At 68.4% G+C, this 23,878-nt stretch carries 25 protein-coding genes; 21 read left to right on the top strand and 4 right to left on the bottom strand.

From position 1 onward, the window contains the following. Nucleotides 1–62 precede the first annotated feature (62 nt). The 12 genes from A5756_RS18505 (at nucleotide 63) to A5756_RS18450 (ending at nucleotide 11,658) form a co-directional block, all read left to right on the top strand. Nucleotides 63–1,454 carry a DUF6779 domain-containing protein gene (locus tag A5756_RS18505; RefSeq protein WP_066955996.1) on the top strand — a complete coding sequence of 464 codons (1,392 nt, stop codon included), beginning with the start codon at nucleotides 63–65 and terminating at the stop codon, nucleotides 1,452–1,454. 115 nt (nucleotides 1,455–1,569) lie between these two features. Next, nucleotides 1,570–2,481 (top strand): Rossmann-like and DUF2520 domain-containing protein, encoded by a 912-nt coding sequence (locus A5756_RS18500; RefSeq protein ID WP_066955520.1) that lies wholly within the window; start codon nucleotides 1,570–1,572, stop codon nucleotides 2,479–2,481. Then, nucleotides 2,478–3,416, top strand: coding sequence for a pantoate--beta-alanine ligase (panC, locus tag A5756_RS18495; RefSeq protein ID WP_066955517.1), 939 nt, complete (start codon nucleotides 2,478–2,480; stop codon nucleotides 3,414–3,416). Before A5756_RS18500 ends, panC begins: the two co-directional genes overlap by 4 nt. Then, nucleotides 3,416–3,835, top strand: coding sequence for an aspartate 1-decarboxylase (panD, locus tag A5756_RS18490; RefSeq protein WP_066955514.1), 420 nt, complete (start codon nucleotides 3,416–3,418; stop codon nucleotides 3,833–3,835). Before panC ends, panD begins: the two co-directional genes overlap by 1 nt. Before the next feature lie 2 nt (nucleotides 3,836–3,837). After that, nucleotides 3,838–4,653, top strand: coding sequence for a type III pantothenate kinase (locus tag A5756_RS18485; RefSeq protein WP_066955511.1), 816 nt, complete (start codon nucleotides 3,838–3,840; stop codon nucleotides 4,651–4,653). Nucleotides 4,654–4,701: 48 nt separating this feature from the next. Then, on the top strand, nucleotides 4,702–6,204 hold the full coding sequence (lysS, locus tag A5756_RS18480) for a lysine--tRNA ligase (protein WP_066955508.1): 1,503 nt from the start codon (nucleotides 4,702–4,704) through the stop codon (nucleotides 6,202–6,204). 124 nt (nucleotides 6,205–6,328) lie between these two features. Beyond that, nucleotides 6,329–6,667 carry a histone-like nucleoid-structuring protein Lsr2 gene (gene lsr2 / locus A5756_RS18475; RefSeq protein WP_066955505.1) on the top strand — a complete coding sequence of 113 codons (339 nt, stop codon included), beginning with the start codon at nucleotides 6,329–6,331 and terminating at the stop codon, nucleotides 6,665–6,667. 313 nt (nucleotides 6,668–6,980) lie between these two features. Continuing rightward, nucleotides 6,981–9,515 carry an ATP-dependent protease ATP-binding subunit ClpC gene (gene clpC1, locus A5756_RS18470; RefSeq protein WP_066955496.1) on the top strand — a complete coding sequence of 845 codons (2,535 nt, stop codon included), beginning with the start codon at nucleotides 6,981–6,983 and terminating at the stop codon, nucleotides 9,513–9,515. Nucleotides 9,516–9,584: 69 nt separating this feature from the next. Beyond that, nucleotides 9,585–9,965, top strand: coding sequence for a YbjQ family protein (locus tag A5756_RS18465; protein ID WP_066955493.1), 381 nt, complete (start codon nucleotides 9,585–9,587; stop codon nucleotides 9,963–9,965). Between the two features lie 139 nt (nucleotides 9,966–10,104). Further along, nucleotides 10,105–10,320, top strand: a complete 216-nt coding sequence (locus tag A5756_RS18460; protein WP_066955490.1) for a CbtB domain-containing protein — start codon at nucleotides 10,105–10,107, stop codon at nucleotides 10,318–10,320. A 4-nt stretch (nucleotides 10,321–10,324) separates the two neighbouring features. After that, a complete protein-coding gene (locus tag A5756_RS18455; protein WP_066955487.1) occupies nucleotides 10,325–11,116 on the top strand; it encodes a CbtA family protein in 792 nt (263 codons plus the stop codon). Continuing rightward, nucleotides 11,113–11,658: a histidine phosphatase family protein gene (locus A5756_RS18450; protein ID WP_066955484.1), complete on the top strand. Its 546-nt coding sequence runs from the start codon at nucleotides 11,113–11,115 to the stop codon at nucleotides 11,656–11,658. The genes A5756_RS18455 and A5756_RS18450 overlap by 4 nt, the downstream gene beginning before the upstream one ends. Before the next feature lie 24 nt (nucleotides 11,659–11,682). Here the strand turns inward: A5756_RS18450 and A5756_RS18445 are convergent, their stop codons facing one another. The 3 genes from A5756_RS18445 to mhuD form a co-directional block, all read right to left on the bottom strand. Further along, entirely contained in the window at nucleotides 11,683–12,123 is a 441-nt protein-coding gene (locus A5756_RS18445; protein WP_066955481.1) for a pyridoxamine 5'-phosphate oxidase family protein, read from the bottom strand. Between the two features lie 260 nt (nucleotides 12,124–12,383). Beyond that, on the bottom strand, nucleotides 12,384–13,748 hold the full coding sequence (locus A5756_RS18440; protein ID WP_066955478.1) for a serine hydrolase: 1,365 nt from the start codon (nucleotides 13,746–13,748) through the stop codon (nucleotides 12,384–12,386). After that, nucleotides 13,723–14,043 carry a mycobilin-forming heme oxygenase MhuD gene (gene mhuD / locus A5756_RS18435; protein WP_066955475.1) on the bottom strand — a complete coding sequence of 107 codons (321 nt, stop codon included), beginning with the start codon at nucleotides 14,041–14,043 and terminating at the stop codon, nucleotides 13,723–13,725. Before mhuD ends, A5756_RS18440 begins: the two co-directional genes overlap by 26 nt. 63 nt (nucleotides 14,044–14,106) lie before the next feature. Between mhuD and A5756_RS18430 the strand changes: the two genes are divergently transcribed. The 8 genes from A5756_RS18430 (at nucleotide 14,107) to A5756_RS18395 (ending at nucleotide 22,327) form a co-directional block, all read left to right on the top strand. Beyond that, nucleotides 14,107–14,877, top strand: a complete 771-nt coding sequence (locus tag A5756_RS18430) for an alpha/beta fold hydrolase (RefSeq protein ID WP_066955472.1) — start codon at nucleotides 14,107–14,109, stop codon at nucleotides 14,875–14,877. Nucleotides 14,878–14,977: 100 nt separating this feature from the next. After that, nucleotides 14,978–15,313 carry a lsr2/espR transcriptional regulator gene (locus tag A5756_RS18425; protein ID WP_066955470.1) on the top strand — a complete coding sequence of 112 codons (336 nt, stop codon included), beginning with the start codon at nucleotides 14,978–14,980 and terminating at the stop codon, nucleotides 15,311–15,313. Nucleotides 15,314–15,318: 5 nt separating this feature from the next. Further along, entirely contained in the window at nucleotides 15,319–15,798 is a 480-nt protein-coding gene (locus A5756_RS18420; RefSeq protein ID WP_066955467.1) for an NADH-quinone oxidoreductase subunit B family protein, read from the top strand. Nucleotides 15,799–15,839: 41 nt separating this feature from the next. Continuing rightward, the gene (locus A5756_RS18415) at nucleotides 15,840–17,771 is read left to right on the top strand and encodes a proton-conducting transporter membrane subunit (protein WP_066955993.1); all 1,932 of its coding nucleotides are present in this window, start codon (nucleotides 15,840–15,842) and stop codon (nucleotides 17,769–17,771) included. A 5-nt stretch (nucleotides 17,772–17,776) separates the two neighbouring features. Next, nucleotides 17,777–18,727 carry a respiratory chain complex I subunit 1 family protein gene (locus tag A5756_RS18410; RefSeq protein WP_066955990.1) on the top strand — a complete coding sequence of 317 codons (951 nt, stop codon included), beginning with the start codon at nucleotides 17,777–17,779 and terminating at the stop codon, nucleotides 18,725–18,727. Further along, nucleotides 18,724–19,386, top strand: a complete 663-nt coding sequence (locus tag A5756_RS18405; protein ID WP_066955464.1) for a hypothetical protein — start codon at nucleotides 18,724–18,726, stop codon at nucleotides 19,384–19,386. The genes A5756_RS18410 and A5756_RS18405 overlap by 4 nt, the downstream gene beginning before the upstream one ends. Next, complete coding sequence (locus tag A5756_RS18400) at nucleotides 19,386–20,852, top strand: proton-conducting transporter membrane subunit (RefSeq protein ID WP_066955461.1); 1,467 nt, start codon at nucleotides 19,386–19,388, stop codon at nucleotides 20,850–20,852. Before A5756_RS18405 ends, A5756_RS18400 begins: the two co-directional genes overlap by 1 nt. Beyond that, nucleotides 20,849–22,327: an NADH-quinone oxidoreductase subunit C gene (locus tag A5756_RS18395; RefSeq protein ID WP_066955458.1), complete on the top strand. Its 1,479-nt coding sequence runs from the start codon at nucleotides 20,849–20,851 to the stop codon at nucleotides 22,325–22,327. Before A5756_RS18400 ends, A5756_RS18395 begins: the two co-directional genes overlap by 4 nt. A 7-nt stretch (nucleotides 22,328–22,334) precedes the next feature. On the opposite strand, the gene A5756_RS18390 is transcribed toward A5756_RS18395, so the two are convergent. Then, nucleotides 22,335–23,246: an A/G-specific adenine glycosylase gene (locus A5756_RS18390; protein WP_066955455.1), complete on the bottom strand. Its 912-nt coding sequence runs from the start codon at nucleotides 23,244–23,246 to the stop codon at nucleotides 22,335–22,337. Between A5756_RS18390 and A5756_RS18385 the strand changes: the two genes are divergently transcribed. Further along, the gene (locus A5756_RS18385) at nucleotides 23,245–23,862 is read left to right on the top strand and encodes a carbonic anhydrase (RefSeq protein ID WP_066955452.1); all 618 of its coding nucleotides are present in this window, start codon (nucleotides 23,245–23,247) and stop codon (nucleotides 23,860–23,862) included. The genes A5756_RS18390 and A5756_RS18385 overlap by 2 nt on opposite strands. Nucleotides 23,863–23,878: the final 16 nt, after the last annotated feature.

Raw genomic sequence — 23,878 nt, 5'->3', positions numbered from 1 at the left:
CGCGTGAGAATCGCCGGACTAGGGCGACACGCTGAATGACCTCGCGCAGGTACAGTCAGGCCATGACCGTTCTGTCCCGCGGCGCCCGCGTTCGGCGCGGCGGCCGCAGGCCGGGTTGGGTGCTCTTGACCGCGTTGCTGGTCCTCGCGATGGGGGCCAGTTCCGCACTGGTTTTCACCAATCGGGTGGAACTCCTCAAGCTCGCTGTAATCCTGGCGCTGTGGGCCGCAGTCGCCGGTGCCTTCGTATCGGTGCTGTACCGCCGCCAGAGCGACGCGGATCAATCCCGCGTCCGCGACCTGAAGCTGGTGTACGACCTGCAGCTGGATCGCGAAATTTCGGCCCGTCGCGAGTATGAACTGACCGTGGAGTCCCAGCTGCGCCGCGAGTTGGCTTCCGAGCTGCGCGCTCAGGCCGCCGACGACCTGGCCGAGCTGCGGGCGGAGTTGAGCGCGTTGCGCACCAGCCTGGAGATCCTGTTCGACACCGACCTCGCGCAGCGCCCGGCCTTGGAGACGCCAGAGACCGAGGCGCCACGCGAGCGCGCCTACAGCGAGTGGGACCGCAACGGCGAAACCCCGCGTGACGCGCCCTATGACTGGGTCGCCAGCGACCGGGTCACCTCCGTCCCCCAGGACAACCAGCCGGGCCGTGCCGACGAAACGGCGATCATCGACGTGCCCGAGGAACCGCTGTTGCCACCCCGGCAGGCGCAGCCCCGCCGCGAGCGGGTACCTCACCAGTACGAAGCGCCGCAGGAGCCGGCGCCCCCGCCCCAGCCGGAGCCGTCGTACAGCGCGTCGCCGCCCCAGCCGGAGCCGCGGTTCGAACCTCGCCCTCCGCCGCCCCAGCAGCAGCAGCCGCCACCGCCCCCGCCGCAGCCGGAGCCGGCGCCTCAGCCGCAAGTGCAGGGCTGGCAGCCGGCGGGTGCGTCGGGACTGTGGTTGCCGCCCGGAACGCCGGGCAGTAGCTGGACCGGCTCCGAATCGTCCGTGACACCGGCCGACGAAACATCGGGCCGGCGGCGGCGCGCCCGGCAGACCGAGTCGGACGAGGCCTGGGCCGGCCCGCCCGCCCAGCCGGTGACGCCGCCGTACGGCGAATCGCGGCGCCGGGCGCGATCGCGCCACTCGGCGGAATACCGCGACTATGGCGTGCGCAATTTCACGCCCACGAACGAGCCGGCCTTCGCACCGCCGCCGCCCGTTCCGGCCACGCCCCCGCCACCGCCGCCACCACAGTCGCCACCCCCCGCCGCCGAGCAACCACCGCGCCTGGCACCGCCGCCCGCGCCGGAACACACGCCCCGACACGGCGGCGTGGACCCGCAGGCGGAGGGTTTGAACGGGATGGGCGAGGGCCCCTCGACCGGAGGCCAGTCGGTTGCCGACCTGTTGGCGCGGTTGCAGGTGCAGCCGTCCGAGGGCGGCCGCCGCCGGCGCCGCGACGGCTGAGCTGGGAGCTTCCTCACATTGGGTGCCGCCCGGTAATCGACTACAGTTTTAGTGACCGAACGGTACCCACCACGTGGGACCGGAACGAACGAAGAAATCTGTGAGGTCGTCTGCGATGGTGCAGTTCGACGGTTTGCGCCCGGCCAGGCTCAAGGTGGGGGTCATCTCCGCCGGCCGGGTTGGCACCGCGCTCGGGGTCGCGCTGGAGCGCGCCGACCACGTCGTGGTCGCGTGCAGCGCCATCTCCCACGTGTCGCGACAGCGGGCGCAGCGTTGGCTGCCCGATACCCCGGTGGTGGCCCCGCCGGACGTGGCCGCCGGCGCCGAGCTGCTCTTGCTGGCCGTTCCCGACAGCGAGCTCGCCGGCCTGGTGTCCGGGCTGGCCGCGACGTCGTCGGTGCGGCCGGGCACGATCGTCGTCCACACGTCCGGCGCCAACGGGGTGGGCATTCTCGCGCCGCTGGCCCAGGACGGTTGCATACCGCTCGCGATTCACCCGGCGATGACGTTCACCGGCTCCGATGAGGACATCAGCAGGCTGCCCGACACCTGCTTCGGCATCACCGCGGCCGACGACGTGGGCTATGCGATCGGTCAGTCGCTCGTCCTGGAGATGGGTGGCGAACCGTTCTGCGTGCGTGAGGAAGCGCGCGTGCTCTACCACGCCGCCCTGGCGCATGCGGGCAACCACCTGGTGACGGTGCTCGCCGACGCGCTCGAGGCGTTGCGGGCCGCGCTGCGCGGCAGCGAACTGCTCGGGCAGCAGTCCGTCGACGACCAGCCGGGCGGGATCGCCGAACGCATCGTCGGCCCGCTGGCCAGGGCGGCGCTGGAGAACACCCTGCAACGCGGGCAGGCCGCGCTGACCGGTCCGGTCGCGCGCGGTGACGCCGCCGCGGTCGCCGGGCACCTTGCCGCGCTGGACCAGGCCGACCCGGAACTGGCGCAGGCGTACCGGGTGAACGCCCTGCGGACCGCCCGGCGCGCCCACGCCCCCGCCGACGTCGTCGAGGTCCTGGCGGGATGAGACCAGGCAAGCCGCCCGCCTTCAAGGCCGGCGACCTCAATGTGTACTCGCGGCCGCAGGACGTCAGTGACGTCAGCCGGGCCCTGCGCCACACCGGCCGCCGGGTGATGTTGGTGCCGACCATGGGCGCGCTGCACGACGGTCACCTCACCCTGGTGCGCGCCGCCAAGCGGGTGCCCGGCTCGGTGGTGGCGGTGTCGATCTTTGTCAACCCGCTTCAGTTCGGTGCCGGGGAAGATCTGGACGCCTACCCGCGGACCCTGGATGACGACCTGGCGCTGCTGCGCGGCGAAGGCGTCGAAATTGTTTTCGCCCCAACGGCGGCGGCCATGTATCCCGACGGTCTGCGCACCACCGTGCAGCCCGGTCCGCTGGCCGCCGACCTAGAGGGCGGTCCGCGACCCACCCACTTCGCCGGCGTGTTGACCGTGGTGTGCAAGCTGCTGCAGATCGTGCGCCCGGACCGAGTGTTCTTCGGCGAGAAGGACTATCAGCAACTGGTGCTGATTCGACAGATGGTCGCCGACCTGAACCTCGACGTCGCGGTGGTCGGTGTGCCCACCGTCCGCGAAGCCGACGGGCTGGCCATGTCGTCGCGCAACCGCTACCTCGACCCGGGGCAGCGCGAGGCGGCCGTGGCGGTCTCGGCGGCGCTCACGGCGGCGGCGCACGCCGCCGACGCCGGGCCGCAGGCCGCGCTGGCCGCGGCGCGCGCGGTGCTCGATGCGGTGCCTGAGCTCACGGTCGACTACCTCGAGTTGCGCGACGCGGACCTGGGCCCGTTGGGGGCCAACAGAATCGGCCGGTTGCTCGTCGCGGTCCGGCTGGGCAGCACCAGACTGCTGGACAACATCTCGATCGAGATCGAAACTTCGCCGGCACCCGTGGGGCCGGACGGATATCGGGACACCCGTGAATCATCTTGGAGGAATTGATGCTACGGACGATGCTCAAGTCGAAGATCCACCGCGCCACCGTCACCCAGGCTGACCTGCACTACGTCGGCTCGGTGACCATCGACGCCGACCTGATGGAAGCTGCGGACCTGCTCGAGGGCGAGCAGGTGACCATCGTCGACATCGACAACGGCGCCCGCCTGGTGACCTATGCGATCACCGGGGAGCGGGGCAGCGGCGTGATCGGAATCAATGGCGCCGCAGCCCATCTCGTGCACCCCGGTGACCTGGTGATCCTGATCGCGTACGGGACCATGGAAGAGGCCGAGGCGCGGTCGTATGAGCCGCGGATCGTGTTCGTCGACGCCGACAACAAGGCGATCGACCTGGGCCACGATCCGGCATTCGTGCCCGCGGACGCCGCCGAGCTGCTGGATCCCCGAATCGTTGCGCGGTAACAGTGCTGCTCGCCATCGACGTCCGTAACACCCACACCGTGGTGGGGCTGATCTCCGGGTCCAAGGAGCACGCAAAGGTCGTGCAGCACTGGCGGATCCGGACCGAGTCCGAGGTGACCGCGGACGAGCTGGCCCTGACCATCGACGGCCTGATCGGCGACGACTCCGAGCGGCTCACCGGCGCGGCCGCCCTCTCCACCGTCCCGTCGGTGCTGCACGAAGTGCGGATCATGCTTGACCAGTACTGGCCGTCGGTGCCGCACGTGTTGATCGAACCGGGGGTGCGCACCGGCATCCCACTGCTCGTCGATAATCCAAAAGAAGTCGGCGCCGACCGAATCGTCAACTGCCTGGCTGCATTTCACAGGTTTCAAAGCGCCGCCATCGTCATCGACTTCGGTTCCTCGATCTGCGTGGACGTGGTTTCGGCCAAGGGCGAATTTCTCGGCGGCGCGATCGCCCCGGGCGTGCAGGTCTCCTCGGACGCCGCCGCGGCCCGCTCCGCCGCGCTGCGCCGGGTGGAGCTGTCCCGCCCGCGTTCGGTGGTGGGCAAGAACACCGTCGAATGCATGCAGGCCGGAGCGGTATTCGGCTTCGCCGGTCTGGTCGACGGTCTGGTCGGGCGCATTCGCGAGGACGTCGAGGGCTTTGCCGGAGACGATGTCGCGGTGGTCGCGACGGGACACACGGCACCGCTGCTGCTGCCCGAGCTGCACACCGCCAGCCATTACGACCAACACCTCACCCTGCAGGGACTGCGCCTGGTGTTCGAGCGCAACCGGGACACCCAGCGCGGTCGGCTGAAAACCGCGCGCTGAGACCACGTCAACGCAAGCTCGAAGACCGGTCATTTAAGCTGGCACGTCGTGAGTGACGCCGACCCAGCAGACCTGCCCGAGCAGTTCCGCATCCGCCGGGACAAGCGCGCTCGCTTGTTGGCGGAGGGCCGTGAGCCGTATCCGGTCGCGATCGAACGCACCCACACCCTGGCGCAGGTCCGCGCCGACCATCCCGACCTGCCGATCGACACCGCGACCGACGACGTCGTCGGCGTCGCGGGCCGGGTGATGTTTGCGCGCAACTCCGGGAAATTGTGCTTCGCGACACTTCAGGAGGGTGACGGCACCAGCCTCCAGGTGATGATCAGCCTCGACAAGGTGGGCCCCGAAGCGCTCGATGCGTGGAAAGCCGACGTCGACCTCGGCGACATCGTCTACGTGCACGGCAACGTGATCAGCTCACGCCGCGGCGAGTTGTCCGTCCTGGCCGATTCATGGCAACTGGCCGCGAAATCGTTGCGACCGCTGCCGGTGGCCCATAAGGAGATGAGCGAAGAGGCGCGGGTGCGGCAGCGCTACGTCGACCTCATCGTCCGGCCCCAGGCCCGGACGGTGGCGCGGCAGCGGATCGCCGTGGTGCGCGCCATACGCAACTCGCTCGAACGGCGCGGGTTTCTCGAAGTCGAAACGCCGATGTTGCAGACGCTGGCGGGGGGCGCGGCGGCGCGACCGTTCGTCACGCATTCCAATGCTCTCGACATGGATCTGTACCTGCGGATCGCGCCGGAACTGTTCCTGAAGCGCTGCATCGTCGGGGGTTTTGACAAGGTCTTCGAAGTAAATCGAGTCTTCCGAAACGAAGGCGCCGATTCCACCCATTCTCCGGAATTCTCCATGCTGGAGACCTACCAGGCGTACGGAACCTATGACGATTCGGCAGTCGTCACGCGTGAGCTTATTCAAGAGGTCGCCGATGAGGCGATCGGAACCAGACAACTACCGCTGCCCGACGGGAGCGTCTACGACATAGACGGAGAATGGGCGTCGATTCAAATGTACCCGTCGCTGTCGGCGGCACTCGGCGAAGAGATCACACCCGAGACGTCGGTTGAGCGGCTTTGGGCCATCGCGGACCGGCTCGGAATCGAGATTCCCCGCGATCGCGGCTACGGGCACGGAAAGCTCGTCGAGGAACTCTGGGAGCACACGGTGGGAGATACGTTGACCGCGCCCACCTTCGTGCGGGACTTCCCGGTTGAGACAACGCCTTTGACGCGCCAGCACCGCAGCATCCCCGGTGTGACCGAGAAGTGGGACCTCTACGTGCGCGGCGTCGAACTGGCCACCGGCTACTCCGAATTGAACGACCCCGTCGTGCAGCGGGAGAGATTCGCCGCGCAGGCCCGCGCCGCGGCGGCCGGCGACGACGAAGCGATGGTGCTCGACGAAGACTTTCTCGCCGCCCTCGAGTATGCGATGCCGCCGTGTACCGGAACGGGAATGGGTATCGATCGGTTGTTGATGTCTTTGACCGGACTGTCAATTCGAGAGACAGTTTTGTTCCCGATTGTTCGGCCGCACTCCACTTGAAAAGTGCAACTGTGCGGCTTGGGGCCGGATTGAGTATGCTGCGTTGTTATGGCAGATTGATGACCCGGGGAGGCTCACCCAATCTGCTCGGCAACTGTTCAGGACGAAATGCGAGGATAAGCTAATGGCGAAAAAAGTGACCGTCACCTTGGTCGATGATTTCGACGGTGCGGGCGCAGCCGACGAAACTGTCGAATTCGGGCTCGACGGGGTGACCTATGAGATTGACCTTTCGTCCAAGAATGCCGCGAAACTCCGCAGCGACCTGAAGCAGTGGGTGGAAGCCGGCCGTCGGGTCGGTGGTCGCCGGCGTGGGCGTTCCGGTTCCGGCCGCGGCCGCGGCGCGATCGACCGTGAACAGAGCGCGGCGATCCGCGAGTGGGCTCGCCGAAACGGTCACAACGTCTCGACGCGCGGCCGCATCCCGGCCGACGTAATCGACGCGTTCCACGCGGCGACCTGACAAACCTCTCAACCGGCGTCCGGGCGGCAGGCCTGGGCGCCGGTTTGTCGTTTCGCTGGCCGCGAAAAATGTCGCCGGTGAGTAAGGAAACGAATTGCCACTCCGCCACGTTGATTCAGTTACGGCGCTGTAATCACAGGGGAATCGCCCTAAACCGGCCCTGCGGGTCTTGAAGAGCAAGGAACCGCAAGGTTATGCCCCCTGGCAGGCCGACCATTACAGTGGATGGCAGGTATGCGATTCCGGCCCCAACGGGGACCGGTGGGCCACTGAGAGGCTAGTACCGATGGTGAGGGAGAGCAGGTAACCACCGATGTTTGAACGATTTACCGACCGTGCCCGCAGGGTCGTCGTCCTGGCGCAAGAAGAGGCCCGGATGCTCAACCACAACTACATCGGCACCGAGCACATCCTGTTGGGCCTGATTCACGAGGGCGAGGGCGTCGCCGCCAAGTCGCTGGAGTCGCTGGGCATCTCCCTCGAGGGCGTCCGCAGCCAGGTCGAGGAGATCATCGGCCAGGGCCAGCAGGCGCCGTCGGGACATATCCCGTTCACGCCGCGCGCCAAGAAGGTTCTCGAGCTGAGCCTCCGCGAGGCGCTCCAGCTCGGCCACAACTACATCGGCACCGAGCACATCCTGCTGGGTCTCATCCGCGAGGGTGAGGGCGTGGCCGCCCAGGTGTTGGTGAAGCTGGGCGCCGAGCTGACCCGGGTGCGCCAGCAGGTCATCCAGCTGCTGAGCGGCTACCAGGGCAAGGAGGCCGCGGAGGCCGGAACCGGTGGCCGCGGCGGCGAATCGGGCAGCCCGTCAACCTCGTTGGTGCTCGACCAGTTCGGGCGCAACCTGACGGCCGCCGCGATGGAAGGCAAGCTCGACCCGGTCATCGGCCGTGAGAAGGAAATCGAGCGGGTGATGCAGGTGCTGAGCCGGCGCACCAAGAACAACCCGGTGCTGATCGGCGAGCCCGGCGTCGGCAAGACCGCCGTCGTCGAGGGCCTGGCGCAGGCCATCGTGCACGGTCAGGTGCCGGAGACGCTGAAGGACAAGCAGCTCTACACGCTCGACCTCGGTTCGCTGGTGGCGGGCTCGCGCTACCGCGGTGACTTCGAGGAACGCCTGAAGAAGGTGCTCAAGGAGATCAACACCCGCGGCGACATCATCCTGTTCATCGACGAGCTGCACACGCTGGTCGGAGCCGGTGCCGCCGAGGGCGCGATCGACGCGGCCAGCATCCTCAAGCCCAAACTGGCCCGCGGTGAGCTGCAGACCATCGGCGCCACCACGCTCGACGAGTACCGCAAGTACATCGAGAAGGACGCCGCCCTGGAGCGCCGCTTCCAGCCGGTGCAGGTGGGCGAACCGACGGTGGAGCACACCATCGAGATCCTCAAGGGTCTGCGCGACCGCTACGAGGCGCACCACCGGGTGTCCATCACCGACTCGGCGCTGGTGGCCGCGGCCACCCTGGCCGACCGCTACATCAACGACCGGTTCCTGCCGGACAAGGCGATCGACCTGATCGACGAGGCCGGCGCCCGGATGCGGATCCGCCGCATGACCGCGCCGCCAGACCTGCGCGAGTTCGACGAGAAGATCGCCGACGCGCGCCGGGAGAAGGAATCGGCCATCGACGCCCAGGACTTCGAGAAGGCCGCCAGCCTGCGCGACCGCGAAAAGAACCTTGTCGCCCAGCGCGCGGAGCGTGAAAAGCAGTGGCGTTCAGGCGATCTCGATGTGGTTGCCGAGGTGGACGACAACGAGATCGCCGAGGTGCTGGGCAACTGGACCGGCATCCCGGTGTTCAAGCTCACCGAGGCGGAGACCACCCGCCTGCTGCGCATGGAGGACGAGCTGCACAAGCGGATCATCGGCCAGGTGGATGCCGTCAAGGCGGTCTCCAAGGCGATCCGCCGCACCCGCGCCGGCCTGAAGGACCCCAAGCGGCCGTCGGGATCGTTCATCTTCGCCGGCCCGTCCGGTGTCGGTAAGACCGAGCTGTCCAAGGCGCTGGCCAACTTCCTGTTCGGCGACGACGACGCGCTCATCCAGATCGACATGGGCGAGTTCCACGACCGGTTCACCGCGTCGCGGCTGTTCGGCGCCCCGCCGGGATACGTCGGCTACGAAGAGGGCGGCCAGCTCACCGAGAAGGTGCGGCGCAAGCCGTTCTCGGTGGTGCTGTTCGACGAGATCGAGAAGGCCCACCAGGAGATCTACAACAGCCTGTTGCAGGTCCTCGAGGACGGCCGCCTCACCGACGGCCAGGGACGCACGGTGGACTTCAAGAACACCGTGCTGATCTTCACCTCGAACCTCGGTACGTCCGACATCTCGAAGCCGGTCGGCCTCGGGTTCACCCAGAGTGGTGGCGACAACAACTACGAGCGGATGAAGCAGAAGGTCAACGACGAGCTGAAGAAGCACTTCCGCCCGGAGTTCCTCAACCGCATCGACGACATCATCGTCTTCCACCAGCTGACCAAGGACGAGATCATCCAGATGGTCGACCTGATGATCGAGCGCGTCGGCAAGCAGCTCAAGGCCAAGGACATGGCCATGGAGCTGACCGACAAGGCGAAGGCGTTGCTGGCGAAGCGTGGCTTCGACCCGGTGCTGGGTGCCCGCCCGCTGCGGCGCACCATCCAGCGCGAGATCGAGGACCAGCTGTCCGAGAAGATCCTCTTCGAGGAGGTCGGGCCGGGGCAGATCGTCACGGTCGACGTGGACAACTGGGACGGCGAGAGCCCCGGCGAGGACGCGGTGTTCACCTTCACCGGGGCCCGCAAGCCGCCGGCCGAGCCGGACCTGGCGAAGGCCGGAGCGCACGCGGCCCCTGAAACGCCGTAGCACTGCAGCAAACGGGTGGTTAATCTCTGACGGGATTAACCGCCCGTTTCGCAGCTAAGGAGTCCGCCTGTGCTGATCGTCACCACCAACGACCTTCCGGGCTGGGAGATTCAGCGCGTCTGCGGCGAGGTATTCGGGTTGACCGTCCGCTCGCGCAACGCGTTCTCCCAGATGGGTGCGGGCTTCAAGGCCATGTTCGGCGGCGAGCTGGCCGGCATGACCAAGAACCTGGCCGAGAGCCGCAACGAAGCGATGGGCCGGCTGATCGACGAGGCGCGTAAACGCGGCGGCAACGCGATTGTCGCAATGCGTTTCGACACGACCGAGATCGGTGACGTGTGGACCGAGATCTGCGCGTACGGCACGGCGGTTCAGGCCACACCGGTCACCGAGGCCGCGAAATACACGGCGAGCCAGCTGGGCTACGGCGCCCCACCGCCGCAGCATTGACCCCCGGTTTACACTGACTTCGTCCTGACGGGCAACGGAATCTGGTGAAAGTCCAGAACGGTCGCGCCACTGTCGATAGTCAGACCCATGGCTCGTCATCACCAACGGGGACGCGTATATCCCCGGAAGGAGTGCCATCGTGTCGAATCCCGAGCTGACCGGCAGCCGCACCCGATCGGTTGACCTGTCGGCGGCAAGTGCCGCGGTCTGGTTGGCGGCAACCGCTTTCCTGGCGCTGTTGGCGCTCTACTTCGTCGGCGTCGACCAGGGCGCGGTGTCGCTCTTCGGCAGCGATTCGCACGTGCACGAGTTCATGCACGACGCGCGGCACCTGCTCGGCTTCCCCTGCCACTGATCGCGTGGAGAAGCGTCTGATCGGACGCGGCCTGCTGGCCGGTGCAGTCGGCGCGGTGCTGGCGTTCGCCTTCGCCCGCGTCTGCGCCGAGCCGGTGATCGGCCGCGCGATCGCTTTCGAGGACGGCCGCGCCGACGCCGAGAACGCCCATGGCGTGCACGAGCACGGCGCCGAGTTGTTCAGCCGCGGAGTCCAGTCCACTGCCGGGTTGGGCTTCGGTGTGCTCGTCTTCGGCCTCGCGATGGGCGCGCTGTTCGGAGTGCTGTTCTGCGTCGTCGCCGCGCGTGCGACAAATGTTGGGGCGCGGGCGCTTTCGCTGCTGCTGGCGACGGCCGCGTTCGTCGCGGTCTATTTGGTGCCGTTCGTGAAGTATCCGCCGAACCCACCGGCGGTGGGGCAGGCGGACACGATCGGGGCGCGCACCGGCTGGTATCTGGTGATGCTGCTGGCGTCAGTGGTGCTGGCCGCCGCCGCGGCGTGGCTGGCGCGGGGGCTGACGGCTCGGTTCGGCGCGTGGAACGGCCGGCTGCTCGCGGTGGGCGGATACGTCGCGGCGGTTGCGGTGGTGATGATGTTGCTGCCGAACGTCGACGAGACGCCCGGACCGCAGCGCGACGCGTCGGGCGCGATCGTCTATCCGGGCTTTCCCGCCGACGTCCTCTACGAATTCCGGATGCTGTCGCTGGCCACCCAGCTGGTGTTGTGGGCGACCATCGGCGTGGTGTTCGCGACGCTCGCCGGGCGGCTGCGACAGGAGCGCGCCGGGAGTGGACGGGCATCGAGCATCGCGGCGTGACGGAGGTCGTCCGGCTGACCTTGGTGTCGCACGCGATGACCGATGCCATGGCGGCCGCGCTTTTCCCCGCCGACGAACCCCTCAACGACATGGGCCGTCGGCAGGCCGAAGCCGTCGCCCAATTAGGCCGTGACGCACGACATTTCACCGGGCCCGAGCGACGGGCCCGGCAAACGGCGGAGCTGCTGGGATTGGATGCCGCAACCGACCCGCTGCTGGCCGACCTGAATTGTGGTCGATGGCGGGGGAAGGGGCTTCAGGACGTGCCCCCCGGCGACCTGAGGGTCTGGCTGACCGATCCCACCCGGGCGCCGCACGGCGGCGAGTCGATCACCGACCTGATGCGGCGGGTGGCCGGATGGCTGAATTCGTTGACCGAGAGCGCGTCGGCCGCCGTCGCGGTGACGCACCCCGCGGTGATCCGGGCGGCGATCCTGCACGGCCTCGACTCACCCCCGAAATCGTTCTGGGGCATCGACGTTGCACCGATGAGTCGCACCGGACTGCACTTTCGCAATGGCCGCTGGACGCTACGCCTCTGACTGCGGCCGGACCGACCGAGGCGGCTATTCTCCGCCAGCGTCGTCGACGATGCGGATGCCGGTGATGATCTCCGGCTGGATCGCGATCATGGTGTCCATGGTCATGTTGACCCACGGGCGTAAAAGTCGTTCGTAGCGTGCGTGTTGCTGGGGGTCGGTGATCGTGGTTGCCCACCCGGTGACCGCCACGGTCCAGCCGGCCCGCCGCTCGGGATCGAGGCAGTCGGCCTCGTAGGCCACCACCACACCGGCGTCGGCGCCCGACCGCACCACGGTGGACACCTTGGCTGCCAGGCGGGTACGCACGATGATCCGCCCGTCGTCGACGAGATGGTTGACCAGTCGGATCGCGGGCAGTGCCCTCTCGGTGAACACCACCCGACCATGGTCGATACTGCCCAGCAATCCCATCGCCTCGCGGTCATCGATTTGGATCACCTCGCGCGGCGGTGTCAACGCTGTCATTCGCCAGTCTCCGCTCGATGCGCGCCACCGCATGCGTGACCGGTGCGGTCGCGGCGATCATGAGGCGCAGCCACTCTCAATTGCCGCCGAAGGCCCATCTGCACATACAAGACCGCGCTACCTCCGTCCGGACCCCCGACTCTGGCAGGTTATGCAGTTTCGTCTGGCGCCGCCCCGTCGGGAAGGGCCAAAAGTCCCGCGTGGTATGTGGTCTGCGTCACTTTAGCCATCGGACGAATACCCTGCCGCTCCGCCAACCGCTAGCGCGGTGCGATGAGCGCGAAGGTCTGCTTGGCGACCTGCAGCATCCACCCGGTGACCGTCGGCCCGTGGTCGCGCGGCCAGTTGAGCTGGAAGCTGACCACGTACGGCTGCTGGGTTTTGTCGACGGCGTACCAGCTGAAGGTCAGATCACCGGGCAGCCCACCGGCTTTCGCGCCGATGTAAGGCCAGACGTTGCGGTCCAGTTGGATGCCCGCGACCGCTGAAAGGATCTGTCTGACCGGTGCGGCCTTGCCGACGGCGTCGGCTTGCAGGGCCGCATGGATGCGGCAGATGTCCTCGGCGTTGCCGTACCACTCCGCGCCGTAGGACGATGCCGGGGAGTGGGCACGGACCGGATCAGGTTCGTAGGGAGTCGAATTCGCCTGCTCCAACAGCTGAGCGCGGACTTGTGGTGACCCATGCTGCCATTGGGTGCGCAAGTCCGGCTTACCCCAGCCGACCGAGAACAGCTCGTACATAGTGGGGAACGGCGTCATACTGGCCGGGTCGTGGTGGCCCGCCGTGGCGAGCGCTTCTTCGATGGCGTGCGTGCCCAGCTTTCCGATCAGCAGGTCGGTCGCCATGTTGTCGCTGGTCGCGATCATCTTCTCGGCGGCCGTCCGAACCGAAACCTGCGCTCCGGCAGGCAGTTGCAAACCGGACGAGCCCACCGCGCGGCTCTTGTCGGTGACAGTCAGCTGATCGTCCCAGGAGACCGTTCCGTCCTTGATGGCACCCGCCAGGGCGTGCAGCACGTACAACTTGAAAATCGATGCGAGCGGCAAAGATTCACCGGTGTTGGTACCCGCCACCGGATCGCAGCGCCCGTTGTCGACCTTGGCGACCTGGTAGGAGTAGCGGGCGCCGGTCTTGCTCAACACCGCATCGATGTCGTGCCACGAATCGATCTTTGGTGCCTGCGTGTCGAGGTCGAACCGATCGACCCAGCCGCCGTCGTCGGTGTGGATTCGGATGTCTTGTCGCGCACCGTAGGAGGACGTCAGGTGCAACGTGGCCACGCTGGCGCCCAGATCGACGCCGTTGAGGGTGAACGGCCGGTCCCACCAAAGCGACTCCATGGTGGTCTCCACCGATTTGACCATGTCGGGCGCGGCGAGGGTGCCGACACCGACCGGGCCGATGGGCCAGTCCGAGTTGAGCATGTCCAGCGTCTGCTGTGCCCGGATACCGGGCGGCGTCCGCACGTCGATCTGCCGACCGGGATTGGCCGCGTTCGCCTGCGGTGAGGGGGAGGAGGCGCAACCGGGCGCGAACGTGACTACCAGTGCGGCGGCGGCACTCAACGCCACCGCGCGGCGCCGGGCCGAGTACCCGCTAGCCAGCCTGCTTGTTGCCGGCAACGTCCATCACAACCTCGAATTCCAGCAGCGAGGCCCCGGTCGCCACCGGGTTGGCCCGCTCGCCTGCATGGGCAGCAATCGCGGGCCCCTGCGCCCACGCCTGAAATGCCTCCTCGGACTCCCACTGCGTCACGACGAAGTAGCGGTCCTCGCCCTTGATCGGGCGCAGCAGCTGAAAGCCGAGGAAGCCGGGCTGGTTGTCGACCGCGTGTGCCCGGTGTGCGAACCGCTTCTCCAGCTCCGGGCCGGCGTCGGCGGGCACTTCGATTGCGTTGATCTTCACCACTGGCGGCATGCCGCTAGGCTACCCCTTCGCCCGGCCTGTCCATCTGCAGGGCGGGGCACGCAGGATGGTGACATGCCCAGTGAACTGCTGACTTGCCGCGGCGGCCAAGGCGAGCCGTTGGTGCTGGTGCACGGCCTGATGGGGCGGGGCACCACGTGGTCGCGGCAGCTCCCGTGGCTGACTCGGCTGGGCGTGGTGTACACCTACGACGCCTTATGGCATCGGGGGCGCGGCGTCGACGACCCGAACCCGGTCGGCACCGAACGTTTCGTGGCCGACCTGGCCGACGCGGTGAGCACCCTGGAAACGCCGGTCACGCTGGTCGGGCATTCGATGGGCGCGCTGCACTCGTGGTGTCTGGCCGCGGAGCGTCCGGAACTGGTCTCCGCGCTGGTGCTTGAAGACATGGCCCCCGACTTCCGGGGCCGCACCACCGGCCCATGGGAACCGTGGCTACACGCGCTGCCAGTCGAATTCGGTTCCGCAGAGCGGGTATTCGAGGAGTTCGGGGCCGTTGCCGGACGGTACTTCCTGGAGGCCTTCGACCGCACCGCCACCGGCTGGCGCCTGCACGGACATACCGCGCGGTGGATCGAGATCGCCGCCGAATGGGGCACGCGCCACTACTGGGAGCAGTGGCGGGCCGTGCGGGCCCCGGCGCTGCTCATCGAGGCCGGCAACTCGGTAACGCCGCCGGGGCAGATGCGGGAAATGGCCGAAATGAACTCGGCTGCAACGTATTTGCATGTCCCCCAAGCCGGCCACCTGATTCACGACGAGGCGCCGCAGGTGTACCGCGACGCGGTCGAATCCTTCTTGGCGGCGTTGCCTGCACGCGACTGACTCCGAGTGCCTGGCCGCTCGATGTGACGACCTGTATCACCATATGATAAATTCTTCAATCGTTCGAATATAGAATGCTTGTAGTCTTCAGGAGATTTGCGTGACGCAGCCGCTGTACAAGCTCAAGGCCGAGTTCTTCAAGACGCTGGGGCACCCGGCGCGGATCAGGATCCTGGAGCTTCTGGTGGTTGGTGACAAGTCGGTCGCCGAACTGCTGCCCGAGGTCGGGCTCGAAGCATCAAACCTGTCCCAGCAGCTCGGCGTTCTGCGCCGGGCCGGGGTGGTCGAGGCGCTGCGGGATGGCAACACGATGATCTACTCGATCGCCTCCCCGGACATCGCCGAACTGCTCACGGTGGCACGCAAGGTGCTCACCGGGGTGCTGAGCGACCGCGTCGCGATGTTGGAAGGCCTGCGCGCCGGCGGTGCGGGGTAGCGCCGATGGGCTGGATCAGCAAAGTATTGCGCGTCGGCCGGATCGCCGAACCCGCAGCCCCGCCACCGGAGGCGATGACCGAGCCGCCTGCCGGGGTGCGTGGTTCGCTACAGATTCGGCACGTCGACGCGGGTTCGTGCAATGGGTGCGAGGTGGAGATCGCGGGCGCCTTCGGGCCGGTCTATGACGCCGAGCGGTTCGGCGCCCGCCTGGTGGCCTCCCCACGGCACGCTGACGCGCTCCTGGTGACCGGTGTCGTGACACACAACATGGTCGGCCCCTTGCGCGCCACGATCGAGGCCACGCCGCGACCCCGACGGGTGATCGCCTGCGGGGACTGCGCCATCGATCGCGGGGTGTTCGGCGACGCCTACGGTGTGGCCGGCTCGGTCGGCGAGACGGTGTGCGTGGACTTGGAAATCCCGGGATGCCCGCCGACGCCGAGCCAAATCGTCGCGGCCCTGCGGTCGGTGACCGGCCGGTGACCGATGCCTTGGCGGCCCGCGTGGCGCCGGAACCAAACCTGTTGCATGGCAAGTACTCTGGGTACGTCAGCGCGGGCGTGCTGACCTCGCTGTTGGGTGGGGCGGGGATATGGGCCGGTGGGCTCGGAATGTTCGGCCCGGTGCGCACCGTCCGCATCGGATGGTTGCTTCCGCTGGCGGGCGTCGAGCTGAGGCTCGATCCGCTGGGCGGATTCTTCATGGCGATCACCGGGGCGGTCGCGCTGATGGTCGGGCTGTACACGATCGGATACGCCCGACGCGAGCGGCTGGGCCCCGTCACCCTGGCCGTCCTGCCGGCGTTCGTCGCGGCGATGCTGCTGGTGCCCGCCGCGGGGTCGGTCACCACCTTCCTGCTGGTGTGGGAGTTGATGGCGGTCGCGTCGCTGGTGCTGGTGCTGACCGACCACACCCGCCCGATGGTCCGCTCGGTCGGCCTGGTGTATGCCGTGATGACCCAGTTGGGGTTCGTGGCGATACTGGTCGGCCTGCTGATGTTGTCGGCGGCGGGGGGCGCGGACCGGTTCGCCGACCTGCACCGGATACCGCAGGGCGCGTGCACCGCGGTGTTCCTGCTGACGCTTGCGGGGTTCGGCTCGAAGGCCGGGCTGGTGCCGCTGCACGCGTGGTTGCCGCGCGCCCACCCGGAGGCGCCGAGTCCCGTTTCGGCGCTGATGAGCGCGGCGATGGTCAACCTCGGGGTCTACGGCATTTGCCGCGTCGACTTGCAGCTGCTCGGCCCGGGGCCGCGGTGGTGGGGGCTGACCTTGATGGTCGTCGGCGGGGTGTCGGCGCTCTACGGCGTGGTGCAGGCGTCGGTGGCCACGGATCTCAAACGGCTACTTGCGTATTCGACTACCGAGAACCTCGGATTGATCACGCTGGCGTTGGGAGCGGCCACGCTGTTCGCGGCCGCCGGCGCGAACGGTCCGGCGACGATCGCCGCGGCGGCTGCCATGCTGCACCTCGTCGCGCACGCGGCATTCAAGAGCCTCGGGTTTCTCGCCGCCGGGTCGGTATTGGCAGCCACCGGGCTGCGTGACCTCGACCGGCTGGGCGGCCTGGCCCGCCGGATGCCGGTGACGACAAGCCTTTTCGGAGTGGCCGCGCTCGGCGCGTCCGGGCTGCCGCTGGGCGCCGGGTTCGTCAGCGAGTGGCTGCTGGTGCAGTCGCTGATCCACACTGCGCGAGAGCATTCCGCCGTCTTGGCATTGACCACGCCGCTCGCGGTCGGCGCGGTCGCGCTCACCACGGGGCTGGGCGTGGCGGCAATGGTCAAGGCGTTCGGTATCGGGTTTCTGGCGCGGCCGCGCTCCGAACAGGCCGCCCAGGCACGCGAGGCGCCCCGCACCATGCTGGCCGGCATGGCCATCGCGGCGGCCACCTGCCTGGTGCTGGCCGTGACGCCCGCGGTGGTGGCACCCGCGCTGCGCCAGGCGGTCGCCGCGCTGCCGGCTACCCGGGCAATGGAATTCACCACCCTCGGCGCCATGGTGCGCCTGCCGGGCGTACCGGGCTCGATCGCACCCGGCGCGATCGCAGTCGGCGTCGTGGTGGCCACGCTGACCGCGGCCGCGCTGGCCCGTTGGCGCCGGACGCGGCGGCCGGCGCCCGCCACATTGCCGCTGTGGGCCTGTGGCGCCGACGATCTCACCGCGCGAATGCAATACACGGCCACGTCGTTCGCCGAGCCGCTGCAACGGATCTTCGATGACGTCCTGCGACCCGACACCGACATCGAAGTCACCCACAGCGTCGAATCCCGGTATCTGGCCGACAAAATCACCTACCGCACCAGAATCGCGGACGCGATCGAGGAGCGCTGCTACGCGCCGGTGATCCGGGCGGTCTGGGCCGCGGCGGGCCTGGTGCGGCGCGCCCACACCGGCAGCGTGCACCTGTATCTGGCCTACGGTGGGCTCGGTGTGCTGATCGTGCTGGTGGTAGCCCGATGAATGTCCTGTCCTATGTCGCGGGCGCGGCCCAGATCGGCGGCGTCGTGGCCGGGTCGCCGCTGGTGGTCGGGCTGACCCGGCAGGTACGCGCGCGCTGGGAAGGCCGCGCCAGCGGCGGCATCCTGCAACCATGGCGCGACATCGTCAAACAGCTTGGCAAGCAACAGATCACGCCGCGCGGAACCACGGTGGTATTCGGGGCGGCGCCCGCGATCGTCGCCGGAACCACACTGCTGATCGCCGCCATCGCACCGCTGGTCGCCACCGGATCGCCACTGGATACCAGCGCCGACCTGTTCGCCGTGGTCGGTTTGCTGTTCGTGGGCACCGTCGCGCTGACTCTGGCCGGCATCGACACCGGCACCTCGTTCGGGGGCATGGGTGCCAGCCGCGAGATCACCATCGCCGCGCTGGTCGAACCCACCATTCTACTGGCGGTGTTCGCGCTGTCCATGCCAGCGGGATCGGCGAATCTCGGTGCGCTGGTTGCACATACGATCACCCATCCCGGGCAAGTGGTGTCGCTGGCGGCGGTGCTGGCGTTGTCCGCGCTGGTGATCGTGATCGTCGCCGAGACCGGACGGCTGCCGGTGGACAACCCGGCCACCCATCTCGAGCTGACGATGGTTCACGAGGCGATGGTCCTCGAATACGCCGGTCCGCGGCTGGCTTTGGTCGAGTGGGCGGCCGGGATGCGGCTGACCGTGCTCTTGGCGCTGCTGGCAAACCTGTTCGCGCCGTGGGGCATTGCGGGGGGCCGCCCCGGTGTCGTTGACATCGTCATCGGTGTCGCGGCCGTGGCGGCCAAGGTCGCGTTGCTGGCGGGACTGCTGGCCACCGTCGAGGTGTTCGTCGCCAAGCTGCGGCTGTTCCGGGTGCCCGAGTTGCTGGCCGGATCGTTCCTGCTGGCATTGCTTGCGGTCGTCGCCGCCAACTTCTTCGTGGTTCCGACATGACGTACGGCTCGTTTTCGGTACTCGTCGACCTCGCCGCCGGCGGGCTGCTCCTGGCCGCCGTGCTGATCGTGTGGCGCCGCGACCTGGTCGCCATCATCCGCCTGCTGGCATGGCAGGGGGTCGCCCTGGCGGCCATTCCCGTCCTCCGGGGGCTGTACGACGGCGACGGTGCGCTCATCAGTGTCGGTGTGGCCGTGCTGATCTTGCGGGTTGCGGTGCTACCGCGGCTGCTGGCCCGCGCGGGCGGCGCCGAAGCGCGATCGCGCAGGGAAGCCACCCCGTTGGTGAACACCGCCACGTCGCTCCTGATCACCGCCGCGCTGACGTTGACCGCGTTCGCCACCACCCGGCCCCTGGTGAATCTGCAGCCGGCCGCCACGACCACCGCCGTCCCGGCCGCCACCGCGGTGGTGCTCATCGCGCTGCTCGTGATGGTCACGCGGCGGCATGCGGTGTCGCAGGCCGCGGGATTCCTCATGCTGGACAACGGGATCGCGGCCACCGCGTTTCTGCTCACCGCCGGAGTGCCGCTGATCGTCGAGCTCGGCGCCTCGCTGGACGTGTTGTTCGCGGTCATCGTGATCGGCGTACTGACGGGCCGGCTGTCCCGCGCGTTCGGCGGCGCGAATCTGGACGCGTTGCAGGAGTTGCACGACTGATGACCGGTTTACTGCTTGCGGCGATCCTTACCCCGGTCGGCGCCTCGGTCGCCGTCCTGATTGCCGGATGGCGCCGGGCGACAGCGACGCTGATCGTCCTCTCGGCGGTCACGGTGCTCGCGTGTGGCGCGGCGCTCGCGTTGCGGGTCGGGTCGGGAACGCGGTTCGCGTTGGGCGGCCTGCTGCGGCTCGACGCGCTCACCGTCACGATGCTGATCGTCATCGGAATCGTTGCCACACTGGCCACCTGGGCGAGCATCGGGTACCTCGATGCCGAACTCGCGCACGGTCACACGGACACGCGCGGTGCCCGGGCATACGGCGCGCTGACGGCGGGCTTCCTGTCCGCGATGGTTGTCGCCGTGTGCGCCAACAACATCGGCGTGATCTGGATCGCGATCGAAGCGACCACCGTGATCACCGCCTTTTTGGTCGGGCACCGCCGCACCCGCGGCGCGCTCGAGGCGACGTGGAAGTACGTCGTGATCTGCTCGGTCGGCATCGCCATCGCCTTCCTGGGCACGGTGCTGCTTTACTACGCCGCCGAGCATGCCGGGGCGCCGGCCGGCGCGGCCCTCAACCTCGATGTGCTGGCGGCGCATGCGGGCGGGCTCGATCCGGGCATCGCTCGACTTGCGGGTGGGCTGCTGCTCGTCGGCTACGGCGCCAAGGCCGGGCTGGTTCCCTTCCACACCTGGTTGGCCGACGCCCACAGCCAGGCCCCGGCGCCGGTGTCTGCTCTGATGAGCGGGGTGCTGCTGTCGGTGGCCTTCTCGGTACTGATCCGCCTCAAGCCGATCATCGGCACGGCCACCGGACCCACTTTCATGCGGTCGGGCCTGCTGGTGCTCGGGCTGGCGACGCTGCTGGTCGCCGCCCTGATGCTCACGGTGACAACGGACCTCAAACGCATGCTCGCCTACTCCTCGATGGAGAACATGGGCCTGATCGCGATCGCCGCCGCGGCCGGAACCACCCTGGCCATCGCCGCGCTGCTGCTGCACGTCCTGGCGCACGGCATCGGCAAGACGGTCCTCTTCCTGGCTAGCGGACAGCTGCAGGCCGCGCACAACTCGACCGCGATAGCCGACATCCGCGCCGTGCTGCAACGCTCCCGCCTCATCGGTGTGTCGCTCGCCGTCGGCGTGATCGTGCTGCTCGGCATGCCGCCGTTCGCGATGTTCGCCAGTGAGCTGGCCATCGGCCGATCGCTGGCCGACGCCCGGCTCACCTGGGTGCTCGCCACCGGCATGGCGCTGGTTGCGGTTGCCTTCGCCGCGCTGGCCCGCAACTCGGGCCGAATCCTGCTGGGCGGCCCCGGCCCCGCTCCCGAAATCGCCGTCCCGCGAACGGTGGCGGCCGCCCTGCTCGTCGGCATCGCCGCATCGATCGTTCTCGGTGTCACCGCCGGTCCACTGACCGACCTGTTCACCGCCGCGGCCAGCAGCGTCGGGGGACCGCTATGAAGCCGCAATGGCAGCGCCACCGGCTGTCTCAGGGCAGATTGGCCGAAACGACAGAAGACCTGCTGGGCAAGGGGTTTCGGTTGGCCCTGGTGGCCGCCCACGACGACGGTGCCGCTCTACGTGTCGTCTACCTGTTCCTCGCCGGATATCCCGATCGCCGCGTCGAGCTCGAATGCGTTGTGCCTAAGGATGACCCGACGGTCCGATCGCTGGCCTACCTGTCCTTTCCAGCCAGCCGGTTCGAGCGCGAAATTGCGGACCTGTACGGCATCCGGTGCGTGGGCCACCCCAAGGCGCGCCGGCTGGTGCGCCACGCCCACTGGCCCGAGGACTGGTATCCCATGCGCGGTGACGCGTCGCCCGCCCCCAAGTTCGATGGCGCCGGCCGCTTCCCGTTCGTCACCGTCGAGGGTCCCGGCGTGTACGAAATCCCGGTGGGTCCGGTGCACGCGGGGTTGATCGAACCCGGCCATTTCCGTTTCTCCGTCGCCGGCGAAACCGTGCTGCGGCTCAAGGCCCGACTGTGGTTCGTCCACCGCGGCATCGAGAAGCTGTTCGAGGGCCGGCCGGCCGGCGCCGCGGTCGGTCTTGCCGAGCGCGTCAGCGGCGACACCTCCGCCGCGCACGCGCTCGCCCACTGCCTCGCCGTCGAAGACGCGCTCGGAATGGAGCTTCCCGACGAGGTGCACCGGTTGCGGGCGCTACTGGTCGAACTCGAACGTCTCTACAACCACGCCGCCGATCTGGGCGCGCTGGCCAACGACGTCGGGTTCGGGCTCGCCAACGCCCACGCTCAACGCATCCGCGAACAACTGCTGCGGCTCAACGAAAATGTCACCGGGCACCGGCTGCTGCGTGGTGCCATCCGCCCCGGCGGGGTCGCGCTGCGGGGGCTACCCGACGTCGGCGACCTGCGGTCCATTGCGGCCGACGTCGCGGAGGTTGCCGAGCTGACCCTGCGCAACTCCGTGGTGTACGACCGATTCGCCGGGACCGCCGTCCTACAGCGGGACGACGCTCAGGCGCTCGGTTGCCTGGGCTACGTCGCTCGGGCCAGCGGTATGCGCACCGACGCCCGGCTTGAACACCCCATCACCGCATTGCCCGTCACCGAGACCGACGCCGCCGGCGGTGACGTGCTGGCCCGATACACCGTGCGGCGCGAGGAATTCGCCGCGTCCACCGAGCTGGCCTGCCATCTGATCGAATCACACAGCGGGCCAATCGAATACGCCGAAGACGTGGCCGCGCCGCGCACACCCGGCAGCGGCATCGGCATCGTCGAAGGCTGGCGCGGCACCACCGTCCACCGCGTCGAAACCAGCGCCGCCAACCGGATCACTCGCGCGAAGATCGTCGATCCGTCATGGTTCAACTGGCCCGCGCTGCCGGTCGCGATGGCCGACACGATCGTCCCCGACTTCCCGCTGGCCAACAAAAGCTTCAACCAGTCCTACGCCGGCAACGACCTCTGACGCGCGATTACGCTTCGCCCGCCAGTGCGAACCGGCCGTCGGCCGTCTGCGTCACAAGGCCGTCGACCAGCAACGAATACAGGGCCCGGTCCCGCTGGGCCGTATCGGTCAACCACGCCACGTCCAGCTCCGCCCGGGTGACCGGAGAGTCGTTGCCGCGCAACACGTCCAGCAGGCGTCCGCGGACCTGCCGGTCGGTTCCGGCGTAGGTCTGCACCCGCCGGGCGCGCCCCTGCGCCGGGGGATGACCGGCGTCCCGCCACGCGCACCGGGTGAGCGGGCACAACCCGCACCGCGGCGTTCGCGCGGTGCACACCGTCGCGCCCAGTTCCATCAGGGCGACCGAATACCGCGGCGCCCTATCGTCGGTGGGCAGCAGCGCGGAGACGTCGGCCATGTCCCGCACCGCCGACGCCGAACCTCCGTCGGCCAGCCCGTGCACTGCGCGTGCCACCACCCGGCGAACGTTGGTGTCCACCACCGGAACCGGTTGACGGTAGGCGAAACAGGCGATGGCGCGTGCGGTGTAGCTGCCGATGCCGGGCAGGGTCAGCAGGGTGTCGACGTCGTCGGGAACCACGTCGCCGTGCTCCCGCGCGATGACGGTCGCGCACTCGTGCAAGCGCTTGGCCCGCCTCGGGTAACCCAACTTGCCCCACGCCCGCAGCACGTCGGCGGCGCTGGCCTCCGCGGTGGCCGACGGGGTGGGCCACCGCCGCACCCAGTCCGACCAGATCGGCAGTACCCGCGAGACCGGCGTCTGCTGCAGCATGAATTCGCTGACCAGGATCTGCCATGCGGTGACGCCGGGCTCCCGCCAGGGCAGGTCGCGCCGGGATCGTTCGTACCACTCGAGCAACTCATCGGCCGCAATATTTGGCCGTCCGTTTACCGGCGGATGCGGCATGATGTCAGCCATGCCTAACACCAGCCCAGTAACCGCGTGGAAAGCACTCAAAGAGGGTAACGAGCGATTCGTCGCCGGGAAGCCTCAGCATCCCAGCCAGAGTGTCGAACACCGGGCCAGCCTGGCCGGCGGGCAGAAGCCCACCGCGGTCGTGTTCGGCTGCGCGGACAGCCGGGTGGCGGCCGAACTCATCTTCGACCAGGGTCTGGGTGACATGTTCGTGGTGCGCACCGCCGGACAGGCCATCGACTCGGCTGTGCTGGGCTCCATCGAGTTCGCCGTGACGGTCCTCGACGTGCCGCTGATCGTCGTTCTGGGCCATGACAGCTGCGGGGCCGTCAAGGCCGCCCTGGCCGCCATCAACGACGGTGCGATACCGGGCGGTTTCGTGCGCGACGTGGTGGAGCGGGTCGCGCCCTCGGTCCTGATGGGCCGTCGCGACGGCCTGAGCCGCGTCGACGAGTTCGAGGAACGGCATGTGCGTGAAACGGTCGCCCAGCTCGTGTCGCGTTCGTCGGCGATCGCCGAACGGATCGCGGATGGCACCCTGGCGATAGCGGGCGCCACCTATCACCTCGCCGACGGGCGCGCGGCCCTGGTCGATCACGTCGGCGACATCGGCGAATAGCGGGCGAATAGCCAGC

Source organism: Mycobacterium sp. 852002-53434_SCH5985345, from assembly GCF_001667155.1.
In the GTDB taxonomy this organism is placed as follows: Bacteria; Actinomycetota; Actinomycetes; order Mycobacteriales; family Mycobacteriaceae; genus Mycobacterium.
The sequence above is the reverse complement of the archived record's forward strand: the minus strand, read 5'-3'. Positions and strand labels throughout refer to the sequence as shown.